The organism is Thalassospira sp. GB04J01, from assembly GCF_000751115.1.
In the GTDB taxonomy this organism is placed as follows: Bacteria; Pseudomonadota; Alphaproteobacteria; order Rhodospirillales; family Thalassospiraceae; genus Thalassospira; species Thalassospira lucentensis.
This window is the reverse complement of sequence record NZ_CCDX020000009.1, coordinates 376,999-390,580: the sequence shown is the minus strand read 5'-3', so window position 1 is coordinate 390,580 and position 13,582 is coordinate 376,999. Positions and strand designations below refer to the sequence as shown.

The 13,582-nt window shown below is 53.3% G+C and carries 12 protein-coding genes and 1 pseudogene; 6 read left to right on the top strand and 7 right to left on the bottom strand.

The features are described 5' to 3' along the window. Positions 1–63 precede the first annotated feature (63 nt). The 3 genes from AMM48_RS09050 to AMM48_RS09040 all read left to right on the top strand — a co-directional run bounded on the left by AMM48_RS09050 (position 64) and on the right by AMM48_RS09040 (position 1,936). Positions 64–1,086 (top strand): NAD(P)/FAD-dependent oxidoreductase, encoded by a 1,023-nt coding sequence (locus tag AMM48_RS09050; protein ID WP_102783748.1) that lies wholly within the window; start codon positions 64–66, stop codon positions 1,084–1,086. A gap of 27 nt (positions 1,087–1,113) precedes the next feature. Then, complete coding sequence (locus tag AMM48_RS09045; protein WP_102783747.1) at positions 1,114–1,521, top strand: GFA family protein; 408 nt, start codon at positions 1,114–1,116, stop codon at positions 1,519–1,521. Positions 1,522–1,663: 142 nt separating this feature from the next. Beyond that, positions 1,664–1,936 (top strand): hypothetical protein, encoded by a 273-nt coding sequence (locus AMM48_RS09040; RefSeq protein WP_102783746.1) that lies wholly within the window; start codon positions 1,664–1,666, stop codon positions 1,934–1,936. Between the two features lie 44 nt (positions 1,937–1,980). Here AMM48_RS09040 and AMM48_RS09035 read toward each other — a convergent pair whose 3' ends face one another. Then, on the bottom strand, positions 1,981–2,442 hold the full coding sequence (locus tag AMM48_RS09035) for a heme-degrading domain-containing protein (RefSeq protein WP_102783745.1): 462 nt from the start codon (positions 2,440–2,442) through the stop codon (positions 1,981–1,983). Between the two features lie 137 nt (positions 2,443–2,579). After that, positions 2,580–4,385 (bottom strand): translation elongation factor 4, encoded by a 1,806-nt coding sequence (gene lepA, locus AMM48_RS09030; RefSeq protein ID WP_101301666.1) that lies wholly within the window; start codon positions 4,383–4,385, stop codon positions 2,580–2,582. 563 nt (positions 4,386–4,948) lie between these two features. On the opposite strand from lepA, the gene AMM48_RS09020 reads away from it, so the two are divergent. Together AMM48_RS09020 and AMM48_RS09015 are read left to right on the top strand one after the other, a co-directional pair. Beyond that, positions 4,949–6,997: an ATP-binding protein gene (locus AMM48_RS09020; RefSeq protein WP_102783744.1), complete on the top strand. Its 2,049-nt coding sequence runs from the start codon at positions 4,949–4,951 to the stop codon at positions 6,995–6,997. A gap of 111 nt (positions 6,998–7,108) precedes the next feature. Beyond that, entirely contained in the window at positions 7,109–7,582 is a 474-nt protein-coding gene (locus AMM48_RS09015) for a hypothetical protein (protein ID WP_102783743.1), read from the top strand. A gap of 117 nt (positions 7,583–7,699) precedes the next feature. On the opposite strand, the gene pheT is transcribed toward AMM48_RS09015, so the two are convergent. The 4 genes and pseudogenes from pheT to rpmI form a co-directional block, all read right to left on the bottom strand. Then, a complete protein-coding gene (pheT, locus tag AMM48_RS09010; protein WP_102783742.1) occupies positions 7,700–10,108 on the bottom strand; it encodes a phenylalanine--tRNA ligase subunit beta in 2,409 nt (802 codons plus the stop codon). Positions 10,109–10,112: 4 nt separating this feature from the next. Continuing rightward, a pseudogene (pheS, locus tag AMM48_RS09005) lies at positions 10,113–11,182 on the bottom strand (phenylalanine--tRNA ligase subunit alpha). Between the two features lie 126 nt (positions 11,183–11,308). Beyond that, complete coding sequence (rplT, locus tag AMM48_RS09000) at positions 11,309–11,665, bottom strand: 50S ribosomal protein L20 (RefSeq protein WP_022732736.1); 357 nt, start codon at positions 11,663–11,665, stop codon at positions 11,309–11,311. A 16-nt stretch (positions 11,666–11,681) separates the two neighbouring features. Further along, a complete protein-coding gene (gene rpmI, locus AMM48_RS08995; protein ID WP_022732737.1) occupies positions 11,682–11,879 on the bottom strand; it encodes a 50S ribosomal protein L35 in 198 nt (65 codons plus the stop codon). Positions 11,880–12,132: 253 nt separating this feature from the next. On the opposite strand from rpmI, the gene AMM48_RS08990 reads away from it, so the two are divergent. After that, on the top strand, positions 12,133–13,092 hold the full coding sequence (locus AMM48_RS08990) for an AEC family transporter (RefSeq protein ID WP_102783741.1): 960 nt from the start codon (positions 12,133–12,135) through the stop codon (positions 13,090–13,092). Between the two features lie 79 nt (positions 13,093–13,171). Here AMM48_RS08990 and AMM48_RS08985 read toward each other — a convergent pair whose 3' ends face one another. After that, positions 13,172–13,576, bottom strand: a complete 405-nt coding sequence (locus AMM48_RS08985) for a response regulator (RefSeq protein WP_022732739.1) — start codon at positions 13,574–13,576, stop codon at positions 13,172–13,174. Between the last annotated feature and the right edge of the window lie 6 nt (positions 13,577–13,582).

Sequence of the window (13,582 nt, the reverse complement as noted above, 5' to 3'; positions counted from 1 at the left end):
CTGATCGCCGGGCTCAGGGTCTGGACCGAGCCCCAAATTCGATATTATTTGGATGGAATAAACATGTCAGACGCCTCAACCAGCACAGATATTGCCATTATTGGCGCAGGCCCGGTTGGGCTTTTTGCGGTTTTCGAAGCCGGTATGCTGGGGCTTAAATCCCATGTGATTGATGCGCTTGGAATGGTCGGCGGCCAGTGCAGCGCGCTGTATCCGGAAAAACCGATCTTTGATATTCCGGCCCACCCACAGATCGCCGGTCAGGACCTGATTGATCAGCTTGCCAAACAGGCTGCTCCGTTTGAACCGACGTACCATTTGGGTCAGCAGGTCACCAAACTTGAAAAACGTGATGATGGCCGCTTTACGCTGACCACCAGTACCGGCACCGTAATTGACGCTGGTGCGGTTGTCATTGCCGCAGGCTGTGGTGCCTTTGGCCCAAACAAGCCGCCGATGGATGGTCTTGACGATTACGAGGATTCTGGCGGGGTTCAATATTACGTCAAACGCCGCGCTGATTTTGCCGGCAAAAAGGTTGTGATTGCCGGTGGCGGAGATTCCGCCGTTGACTGGGCATTGTCACTGCATGATGTTGCCGAAAAGGTCATGGTGGTTCACCGTCGCCCGAAATTCCGTGCCGCCCCTGACAGCAGTGCAAAACTGCAAGCATTGGCCGAAGCCGGGAAGATCGAGATGGTCATCCCCTATCAGCTCAAGGGCCTTCGCGGTGAAAACGGCATTCTGTCCCACGTGGTTGTCGCAACGCTTAAGGGCGAAGAACGCGAACTTGAAGCCGATCACCTTTTGCCGTTCTTTGGCCTTGCCATGGAACTTGGCCCGATTGCCGACTGGGGCCTGAATGTCGATAAAAACCATATCGGTGTGACACAGGCGACCATGGAAACCTCGGTTCCGGGCATCTTTGCCATTGGCGATATCGCCCATTACGAGCATAAATTAAAACTGATCCTGTCTGGCTTTGCCGAAGGGGCAAGTGCGATCCATGCCGCGCGCAGCTACCTGTTCCCGGACAAGGAATTCCACTTCGAATATTCGACCACCACAGGTGTTCCGAACGAATAATCCATAGGCATTTCAGGAAAGCGCACCATGACCACAAGTACCCCGACCCATGTTGGTGGCTGTCTTTGTGGCGCGGTGCGTTTTTCCGCATCTGGCGACCCGGTTGGTGCCAACCACTGCCATTGTGGCATGTGCCGCAAGGATAGTGGGTCGGGTGTTTCCACCTTTGTCAGCTTTCGGACCGATGCCGTCACATGGGATGGCACACCGACCGATTACGAAAGCACACCGGGTAAATATCGCGGATTTTGCCCCAAATGCGGCTCCAGCCTGACATGGTGGAGCCGCGAAAGTGCTGACACCATCGATCTACGCCTTGGCAGCTTTGATGACCCGACCCCTTTTAAGGCGAAAAAGCACCTTTGGGTCAGTACAGCCCTGCCCGAATTTTCCGTGATTGATCCCGACATCGATCATTTCGATCAGGGTAGCTAAAACATCCCCTGCTTAAACCTCACCTCTTGAAACACTTCAAAAATAAGGGCTTTTGGCTCTGGCCCTTAAGGTGCATTCATGTCAGGCTGCTAAACTCCACTGACAGTCGAAATCTGCACACACCACCATCAAGGGGGCCTTTATGAGTGACCAACGTCAGGAAGACCAAAAGAACCCGAGCTTCATTACAAATATGCATAAGCTGATTCTTTTTGGCTCAGGCACCTTGCTGCTGGGAACTTTGCTGTTGATGGTGACGTTTCAGGCCGCAATTGAAATGATGATGCACGGCCGGTCGGCGGGCAGCTTTATGGTTGTCATTGGCACAGCGGTTGCCATCGGCCTGCTTGTTGCCGGATCGACCATCATTTCAAAATGGGTATCGCGCAAAGTCCAAGCGATTCTGGAAGAATAAACCGTCCCGTTGATCCAGTCGGATCGCCCGGTGCATGGATCAGATCAGATAACATCGACCTTCAAGAAGTCGGCAAGCACGCCAACAATCATTGCGTGATCCTCGGCGGAGGCCAGCCCCGATACCGTAATCGCCCCGATTACACCAACACCGGAAACCCGGATCGGGAAGCTGCCGCCGTGATCGGCATACTCAGCAAAACCAAGGCCATGATCGGCAAGCGTTTTGCCCTTGGTTTGCAGGGTCACGCCAAACCGCATCGAACTTTCATGTTCGCGTAAGGTCACATTGCTTTTACGCCGTGCCCAGCCGTCATTTGCCGGTTTGGCCCCAGCAAGGGATGCGTGAAACAGGGTACGGTCCGGGGTGCGGATATTGATCGCAACGGGTGCGTTTTGCGCCTGCGCCACCCCCACCAGTTTGGAGCCGATTGCCCATGCGGTGTCTTCGTCAAAGCGGTCAAACACCAGCGCTTCTTCCTGTTTGATCAGACGGTCAAGCTCCATGGGTCGGCTCCTGCGATATGTGTTGTGGTTGGATCATCCATAGCGCAGCGAAGGTACTTCTGAAAACAGCAAAGAAAAAAGGCTGCAACCCCAATGGGATGCAGCCTTTGTTTTGATATCGAAACTTCGGCGATCGCCTATTTATCGTCGCCCATCTTAAGCGCATTGATAAAGGCCGACTGTGGAATTTCCACCTTGCCGAACTGACGCATCTTTTTCTTACCGGCCTTCTGCTTTTCCAGAAGTTTACGTTTACGCGACACGTCACCGCCGTAACATTTTGCTGTCACGTCTTTGCGCATTGCCGATACGGTTTCACGGGCAATCACCCGGCCGCCAATGGCGGCCTGAATGGCGACTTTAAACATCTGACGCGGGATAAGATCCTTAAGACGTTTGCAAATCTCACGGCCACGGTATTCTGCTGCCGAACGGTGAACCATCAATGCCAGCGCATCAACCGGATCTTCGTTGACCAGAATGGAGACCTTGACCAGATCGCTTTCGTCATATCCGGCGATATCATAATCAAAGCTGGCATAGCCACGCGAAATCGATTTCAGACGGTCATAGAAATCAAACACCACTTCATTGAGCGGCAATTTATAGACCACCATTGCGCGGTTCCCGACATAGGTCAGGTCAAGCTGAACGCCACGGCGTTCGGTACACAGGGTCAGGATCCCGCCAAGATAATCGTCGGGCACCATGATGGATGCCTTGATCCATGGCTCTTCGATCTTGGCGATCTTGGTGACATCGGGGAAATCTGCCGGATTGTGCAGCAGGATTTCTTCGCCCTTGCTCATGGTGATCTTGTAGGACACCGACGGTGCGGTCGTAATCAGATCAAGCTCGAACTCGCGTTCAAGGCGTTCCTGAATGATCTCAAGATGCAACAGACCAAGGAACCCACAGCGGAAACCAAGACCAAGTGCGGTCGAATTTTCCGGTTCGAACTGGAACGATGCGTCATTAAGATGCAGCTTTTCAAGCGCATCGCGCAGCGTTTCATATTCACTGGTATCAACCGGGAAAATGCCACAGAACACCACCGGAATGGACGGTTTGAAACCGGCCAGCGGTTTGGCGCACGGGCGTTTGTCTTCGGTAATGGTATCCCCGACTTCGCATTCGGCAACGGTTTTCATACCGCAGTTGATAAAGCCGACTTCGCCCGGACCCATTTCTTCGAGCGCGATCGGTTTTGGCGTAAACACCCCGACACGGTCGATGGTGTGGGTGACCTTGGCGTTCATGAAACGGACCTTCTGGCCGCGCTTGAGCGTACCTTCCTTGACCCGCACCAAAATCATCACACCGAGATAGGCGTCATACCAGCTATCAACCAGCAAAACTTCAAGCGGTGCGGTCGCATCCCCGGTCGGGGATGGAAGACGGGTTACCAGTGCTTCAAGAACGTCTGGTACACCAAGGCCGGTTTTCGCCGAAATCATCACCGCGTCACTGGCATCAATGCCAATCACTTCTTCGATCTGCTCTTTGACACGGTCGGGTTCTGCGGCAGGCAGATCGACCTTGTTCAGAACCGGAACGATTTCATGATTGTTTTCAATCGCCTGATAAACGTTGGCCAGCGTCTGGGCTTCGACACCCTGTGCGGCATCCACCACCAGAAGCGATCCTTCGCAAGCAGCAAGAGAGCGCGACACTTCATAGGCAAAGTCGACGTGACCGGGCGTATCCATCAGGTTGAGGGTATATTCAACCCCATCCTTGGCGGTATATTTAAGACGCACGGCCTGTGATTTGATGGTGATGCCACGTTCACGTTCGATATCCATCGAATCGAGAACCTGCTCAGCCATTTCACGGTCGGTCAGGCCGCCGGTCAACTGGATCAGACGGTCGGCCAGGGTCGATTTACCGTGGTCGATATGTGCGATGATCGAAAAATTACGAATATGCTTAAGGTCGGTCATATGGCTGCTTCTGGCACTAAAGTTGGCTCGCATTCGGCCAAGGGGCAAAACAATATCGAAACGCTGTGATTGTCGTTGTCTGACTGTCGCGAAACCCGTCACACGCAAGGTTCAGCCGAAAGCATCCATCCCGGTCTGCACACCATGTTCTGGCAGCGACGCTGGGATGAAACACATCGCCTAAACGATGTGACACTTACAGGAAAACCCGCCATATGTGATCCGCAAAGCAGTCAGGAAATTGAACAAACAATTCCCCGGATCAATCACCAGCGGGTTTATAGGGGTTTTTGCCTGCAAATAGAAGCGTTGTGTTGCAAATGCCCACCAGTGTTTTGCAATGCCATCACGACCGAACATCATCGCGATCCACCTGCCATTGCGTCAAACGTGCCACCGCATTCATCAAATCCCTGTTTGCAGACGCAATTTCTTTGTCGTTACATAAGATTTAGACCATCTACGCGCTTTTCAACCGCAGAAAAAGAACATAGGTTTTAGTCAGAGCTCACCCCATCTAACAAGGATGAGCCGAAACAGTCCGAGTGGGAACGCCTGCCAACATGTTCATGACCTCAATCGAGCAAACCCTGTCTCGTCGCAGCTTGGCAAAGCTGCGCAAAAGGCTGGCGCTCTTGACCATGACCGGCGTGTTTGTCCTGCTGTTTTCCTTCTTCTTCATCCAGAAAACGCTGTATGACAGCGCCGTTGACCAAGCCAGCAGCCAACTTGAAGCAACTGCATATCGTTTGGGGTTGATGCTGTTACAAAACAGCACAGTCGATCTGCAAAAGATCGTTGAGGATAATTCAGACATCACTGTCGGGTTGCTCAATGGGAAGCTTGATCAGGTTAGTGGGTATATCCCACCGCATCTGATTGGCGATCTGGCGGAATACATTGTCAAGCAGCCTGCGGATCGCGATTCATTGCTGTGCGTCCATGGGCAACAGGTCATGATTCTGGCCTATAGCAAGCTGCCTGATCTTGATCGGATCCTGGTTGCCTATACCCCGCGATCAAAGCTGATGGAAAACTGGCGCCAGGCCATCATTTTGCACGCGCTTTTGTTTGTCATGGCCATGACCATCCTGTGCGGGTTGGCGGTCTGGCTTTGGCAACGCCTTAAGCGCCAGCATTTGCGCGCCGCCCATTTGGCCGAACATTTCAGCGAGACGGAAAACACCCTGTCGGAATGTGGCTGTGCGGTCATAAGCTGGCCGGTCGATACTGCTGATGGGAAATTAGTCACACAAATGAACTGGCCCGAAATTCTTGGCCCGTCGAATGAAAACATCAAACCGCTGCTAACCGAATTCCTTGACCGGTTAACGCCATCCTCAATGGCAAGACTGCGCGGACCGCTGATTGACAATGTCTGGCCGGATGCGCGGATTGGCGCGATGGTCGATATTCGCATTGATGCCACCCATACCCAGCGTTTCTATCTTATGGCGCATAGGTACCTTGAGAACGAACGTGATTTCATTTCCGTTCTATTGCTTGAAACCGCCGCCCAGCAGGAACTTTGCAATCCGTTCGAAACCTATTTGCGCCACACGCCCGAACCATCAATCGCGGTTGATACTGATGGAATTTTGCACGGGTTTAGTCCGGCGTTCGAAGAACTGGTTGGGACACGTCTGTATAATCTGATCGGCCAGCCATTTTTCAAACTGTTCGAGCCCGAAGACCAGCAAATTGCCCTGGCATCATCACGCGCCCTTACCGAAAAGCGCGATTCGGGTGACACAAAGCAGATCCTGCGCCTTAGGGATCGCAACGACAATATCCGCTGGCTTTCGTGGCATGCCATCGGGCCATTTGACGGCATGACATTTAGCAGCGCACGCGATGTCACCGAGTTTGTGGAAAATGCCAACAAACTGCGCGATACCCTTGACCAGCTTAAACGCAGCAACGAGGACCTTGAACAGTTTGCCTATGTTGCATCACACGACTTGCAACAACCGTTACGCATGGTCGCAAGCTATACCCAGCTTTTGAAAAAACGCTATGCCGGGACGCTCGATCAGGAGGCTGACGAATATATCGACTATGCGGTTGATGGCGCAAAGCGGATGCACAAGCTGATCAGCCACCTTCTGGAATACGCCAAAACCGGCACCAACGAAGATTTCAGCACTGTTGACTGCAATCAGGTCCTTAACGAAGCACAGGCGGACCTTAAAACAATCATCAGTCAGGAACATGCCACCATTACCCATAACGGACTGCCCAGCCTGATGGGCGACCGCATTGGTCTTTCGCGGCTGTTCCAGAACCTTGTGTCAAACGCGATCAAATACCGTCGCCCCGGCGTCCCGCCCCATATTGACATTACGGTTGAACCCGATACGCCGTCGGGCGATTTCTGGCGTTTTTCGGTACGTGACAACGGCATTGGCATTCACCCCGAACATGCCCAACGTATTTTCCGTCTGTTCCAGCGCCTGCATAAGGACGAGTTTTCAGGAACCGGGCTTGGCCTGTCGCTATGTCGGAAAATTGTCGAACAGCACGGCGGGAAAATCTGGCTTGATACCACCCGCCCGATCAGTGATCCGGGCGCCACATTCATATTTACACTCCGTGCCAGCCGGTCTGAATAAGAGCGGCTAAAACCCGGCATCGAATGGCAAGCATATTGCTTGGTGTGTCGGTATAGGCGTGACGCAGGGAAAAAGCTGCCTCGCTCTGGCACCAAGGGAGTTACGGAAAACATGACCATAAGCTTTGCCCGCAACCGTCGTTCGATCCTGACATCTGTCGCAATACTGGGGCTACTTACGCTTGGCGCCTGTGGCTCGGACATGCGCACCATGAATAACAACCACATGCAGACCCTTGCCAACTTCTTTGCCCAGCACGAACCGGGGGAGCCATTGCCACGCGGATGGCGGCGTTTGGATGGCAGGGAAATCAACTACCGTTTTGCAAACGAAACATATGCCATCTATTCGATTGACGAGGATGAGCAGCTTTTGGTTATGCATCTTTATGACAATGGTGTCGGGCGCCTTGATGCCGATGATGATCGCGAACAATGCACATGGAACAGCATGGCCGATCAGCTCAGCATCGAATGCGATGACACCGATATGGAATGGCACATCTTTAGCAACGGGCCCGAGTTGATCGCACTTGATCTCGACGAGGAAGAATATGCCATCCTGCGCAAGCGCCCCGGTCGGTAAATTTATCCCGGCCTTTTCGCGTTCGCCATACTTTGCATCCCCGATAAAAGAAAACGGGCCGCCCGAAAGCGACCCGTCTGAAATGTTTTACCGTCTTTGGTTGCCAAAGAGCAGGACCTAGGCCCGCAAAGATCCGCCGGTTGCCTTTTCAACAGCCGCGACAACATTTTTGCTGACCGTATCAATTTCTTCTTCGGTCAAGGTTGCCTTGGTCGGCTGTAATGTGATCGAAAATGCCAATGATTTCTTGCCATCCTCGATGCCTTTGCCGGCATAAAGATCAAAGATCGTCACATCGACAATCAGGTTACGGTCGGCACTGCGCGCGGCCTTAATGATGGCTTCGGCCTTCACATCCTGATCGAGCAAGAAGGCAAAGTCCCGCTCAACCGACTGGAAGCTTGATGCGTTAAGCGCCGGACGGGCCGTGCCTTTTTTCTTTGGCATCGGCACGTTTTCAACAAACAGCTCAAACGCCACGACACGACCTTTAACACCAAGCGCCTTAAGCACTTTGGGGTGCAACTCACCGAAATACCCAAGAACGTTTTTCGGACCCAGCTGCAAGGCGGCTGAGCGTCCCGGATGGTACCAGCTTGGCGCACCGTCGGTAGAGACCTGCACATTGGCCGCATTGGTCCCAAGCGCCTCAAGCAGCGCTTCTGCATCGGCCTTAACGTCAAACACATCAACGTCACGGCGCGAACCGGTCCAACTGCGTGCTGTGGTGGCACCAGAACGAAGACCCGCCGCCACAAGACGCTGATCGCCGGGCTGATCACCAAAGAATTCCGGCCCAACTTCAAACAAAGCCAGATCAGCAAACCCGCGTGCGTGGTTGCGTCCGGCCGCCGCGATCATGTTGATCAGCGCATTGGGCCGCATCACATCAAGATCGGAACTGATCGGATTGGCCAGATACAAACCGTCTTTAAGCTCACCAAACAGCTTTGCCCAACGCGAGTCGGTAAAGGCCCATGTCACGGTTTCATACAAACCGCGTGACGCCAGAACGCGACGGGTCAGACCAACACGTTTTTGCATCGGCGACAGGGCCGGTACCGGCAGGCTGCTTTCGCGTTCCAACGCAACGGTCGGGATTTTGTCGTAACCGACAATTCGCAGGACTTCCTCGACCAGATCAGCTTCGCCAATCACGTCTGGACGCCACGTCGGTGCGACGGCGGAAATGACCGGGCCCGAACCACTGACCTCAAAACCAAGCGATGTCAGAATTTCAACAACACGATCAGCCTCAACCGCAACACCGCCAAGCTCACGAATGCGGTCAATCCGCAAATCAAAGCTGTTGCGCGGGTTAGGCACCTCACCGGTTTTGACAACGTTGGATACTTCACCACCACAGATTTCCGTAATCAGGTGCGTGGCAACTTCCATGCCCCAAGCGATAGATTGCGGATCGACACCACGTTCGAAACGATAGCGCGCATCGGAATTGATCTGAAGCTTACGCCCGGTCTTGGCAACGCTTATCGGATCGAACAGGGCGCATTCGACAAACACGTTTACTGTGTCTTCAAGGCACCCGGTTTCTTCGCCGCCAATGATGCCACCAATGCCAAGTGCCTTTGTCGTGTCGGCAATGACAACCATGGTATCGGAAAGCGCGTATTCCTTGTTATCAAGGGCCGCGATTTTTTCACCATTGGTCGCATAGCGCACATTGATGTCACCCGACAGTTTATCGGCATCAAACACATGCAACGGACGGCCCAGATCGTGGGTTACCAGATTGGTGATATCAACAAGGGCCGAAATCGGGCGCAGGCCGATGGCCTCCAGACGGGCTTTAAGCCAATCGGGACTTTGGGCATTTTTCACGCCACGGATATACCGGCCATAAAATGCCGGAACCGCATTGTTGGATGCGATTTCATGGCTGATCGTGATACCAATCGGGCTGTCAAAGGCACCTGAAACGACTTCCTGACGCGGATCAGCTTTCAGCGTACCGATACCGGCTGCGGCCAGATCACGTGCAATACCACGCACACCTGTGCAATCGGGGCGGTTCGGGGTCAGACCAATTTCAAAAATTGTATCGTCCGCCCCCAAGATGCCCGCAACGGGTGCGCCAATTGGCGCATCGTCCGGCAACTCGATAATACCGTCATGATCGTCACCAAGGCACAGCTCACGGCTTGAGCACATCATGCCCTGGCTTTCGACACCACGAATTTTGCCCGGCTTTAACTTCGAGCCATCAATCGGAATGATCGCGCCCGGTTGGGCCAAGGCAACCTTGATGCCTGTGCGTGCGTTTGGCGCACCACACACGACCTGAATGATTTTCTCGCCGGTATTGACCCGGCAGAGCTTCAAACGGTCTGCATCCGGATGCTGTCCGGCTTCTTCGATATGGGCAACACGAATGTCGGCAAGGGCTGCTGCACGATCGGTAAGCCCTTCGATTTCAAGGCCGATATCAGTCAGTTTCTCGGCAATCACCGCAACCGACGCATCGGTATCAAGGTGCTGTTTTAGCCAATCAAGTGTGAATTTCATAATCTCAGCCCCTTACCATGTTCGGTACATCCAGCGGCACGAAACCATAATGTTTCAGCCAGCGCAGATCGGTATCGAAGAAGGTACGAAGATCGGGAATGCCGTATTTCAGCATGGCGATACGTTCAATCCCCATGCCAAAGGCAAAGCCCTGATATTCTTCCGGGTCAAGACCACAGGCAGACAGAACCCGCGGATGCACCATGCCGCAGCCAAGGATTTCCAGCCAGTCGTCACCTTCACCAATCTTGAGCTCCCCGCCTTTGCGCGAACAGCCGATATCCATTTCGGCACTCGGCTCGGTGAACGGGAAGAAGCTTGGACGGTAGCGCACCGGCACATCATCAAGTTCGAAATAGGTTTTCACAAACTCAAGCAGGCAGCCCTTGAGATGCCCCATGTGCGTTTTTTTGTCGATCACCAGACCTTCGACCTGATGGAACATCGGCGTATGGGTCATATCGCTATCGGAACGATATGTGCGCCCCGGCGCGATAATGCGGATCGGCGGGGTTTTGTTCTGCATGGTTCTGATCTGCACAGGCGTGTATGGGTCCGCAGCACAAGGCGCGACCCGTCTTCGCGTTCAGGCAGATAGAAAGTGTCCTGCATTTCGCGCGCGGGATGTTCCGGCGGAATGTTAAGGGCGGTAAAGTTATGGAAATCGTCTTCGACGTCCGGCCCTTCGGCCAGTGCAAAGCCCATCTCGCCAAAGATCGAGACAATTTCGTCAATCGTTTGGCTGATCGGGTGAATGCGGCCCGCGGTTTCATCTGGGCGCGATGACAGGGTAACGTCTATCCGCTCGCCCACCAGACGCGCTTCAAGCGAAGCATCTTCAAGGGCGGTTTTGCGGGTATCGATTGCGCCTGCGACCTGATCTTTGACTGCGTTCAGCGTCTGACCAAATTCACGACGTTGATCGGGGTCCATCTTGCCAAGGTTTTTCATAAGGCCGGTAATACGGCCTTTCTTGCCAAGGGCGCTGATGCGGACATCTTCAAGTACAGCCAGATCGGCCGCATTTTCGACTTCCGCCAGAACCTCTTCGCGCAATGCTTCGATGTTTTCCATAACTTCCGACGCTTTGGCTTGGGTTTCAAAAACAAAAAGAACGTAAAATAAGAAAGGGGACGGCCAATATGGCCGCCCCCGATCAAATCAGGCAAGTGCCTATATAAACCTTATTACAAAGGTTTATTAGCCGAGTGCAGCCTGCGCCTGTGTAACCAGAGCTTTGAAAGCTTCAGGTTCACGCACTGCGATGTCAGCAAGCACCTTGCGGTCCAGTTCAACGCCAGCCTTCTTAAGGCCGTTCATGAACTGCGAATAGCTCAGACCGTTTTCACGTGCACCGGCGTTGATACGCTGGATCCAGAGTGAACGGAACTGGCGTTTCTTAACGCGACGATCGCGGTATGCATACTGCAAACCTTTTTCCACAGCCTGAACGGCAGTGCGGAAAGTATTCTTGCGGCGGCCTCGGTAACCCTTGGCAGCATTAATAACCTTGCGGTGACGGGCGTGTGAAGACACGCCCCCTTTTACACGAGCCATTTAACTCTCCTTAACCTTAACCGTACGGCAGGAATTTTTTGACAATGCGGGCATCGGCGTCACAGAGAATCTCTGTACCACGCGACTGGCGCTTCATCTTGGTAGGTTTTGCAGTCAGCAGGTGGCGCTTGTTTGCCACGTTGCGACGCACTTTTCCGCTTGCAGTCAGGCTAAAGCGTTTTTTAGCACTCGCTTTGGTCTTCATCTTGGGCATTTTTCTATCCTTGCATATGCAATGAAAACGAAATCCCCTACGGCGGCTGGGCATGCCCTGAAAGTTCATAACAAACTTTCCAGCCTCACCACCTGTTTCGGGGACGGGTGGTTATAGACTCAGCATTTGCCTTTTTCAAGAACCAATTCGCCCCTTTGCCCTTGCTTTTTGCGGCTCTGCCCCGCCATTGTGCATTCGACAGATCAAATAAACCCGCCCAGTTTCATTCTCTCGCCTCTATATCACAGGTCGCATGGCACAAATCACATCTATCATCCTGCCCTTTTTCAGCCTGATTGCCCTTGGCTGGATTGGCGGAAAGACCAAGATCGTCTCAAGCGAAGGGATGCGCGGCATCAATGGCTTTGTTTTTTACTTTGCCTTGCCTGCCCTTTTGTTTCGCGCCCTTGCCAGCCGGACACCATCAGAGATTTGGCAGCCCGACATTTTGCTTGCTTACGGCGGGGCAACGCTTCTGGTTTATGGCGCAACGCGGCTTATTGCAAAACGTGTCTTCAAACTCGACCCAGCCTGCCAGACGCTTTTTTCCTTTGGCAGCACCATGCCCAATGTCGGTTTCATGGGCTTACCCCTGATCATTGGGTTGCTTGGAACGCAGGCGACTGTTCCCCTGATTGTCGCCCTGTCGTTTGATCTGATTTTCATGTTGCCACTTTCGCTGTTCCTGCTTGAAACAGCGAAACATGCCGATGGCACAAACCCATTGGGCAAAATCCTGCGCGGGACGTTGCTTAATCCGGTTGTCATCGCGATTCTGACCGGCGTTGCGGCCAGCATTCTTGATCTTCGCTGGCCAGATGGTGTGGATTATCTGCTGGAACTTCTGGGACGCAGTGCCGGGCCGGCAGCACTATTTGCCATTGGCGTCGCACTTGTCGGCCGTCCGATTGCCGAAAACCGTGCCGAGCTTGCCGTCATGAGCATTGCCAAACTGGTTGCCCATCCCGTGGCCGTCTTCATTGCATTTTATAGTCTTGGAACCGTTTCCGGGCTGGAGGCACAGGCTGTTTTACTGCTTGCAGGCTTGCCAACGGCGGGGAATGTTTTTGTCATTGCGACAACCTATGACCGCTATATCGTTAGAAGCTCGTCAATTGTTCTGGTGACCACAGCCGTCGGCGTTATCAGCTTTTCGGTCCTGACATTATATATTGATCCGCTGATCGCAGCCCTTCGCCCGTTTACGCCATAAACACACTTCACCATCGGCTGATACCGACAGGGCTGGCACTCAAACGCAATGCGTCACGTCGTAGGTTACAGGTGAACCATCAAACCGCAGTTTTGATGTTATGGGCGCGGCCGATCCATTTTTCGACTCGTGTCATCAGCTTTTCGCGATTGACCGGCTTAAGGACAAAATCGTTGCCCCCGGCGGCAACACCGCCGCGCAGGTCTTCTTCACTCTGGCGTGCTGTGACATAAATGATCGCGCAGGCAAGATTGGGGAAATGGGTCCGCACATTGAGCGCGGTTTCAAACCCGTTCATGTCGGGCATCATGATATCCAGAAGGATGATGCGCGGCCTTGCCGACTTCAGGAGTTTTAAAAGGTCCTTGCCAGAGGAAACCCCCTGAAACTGATAACCGCCGCTTTCGACGATTCGTTTCAGAAGAACCAGACTTTTCGGGTCGTCATCAACACCAACGATCAGAAGATCATTTACGGCTGGCATGGCATT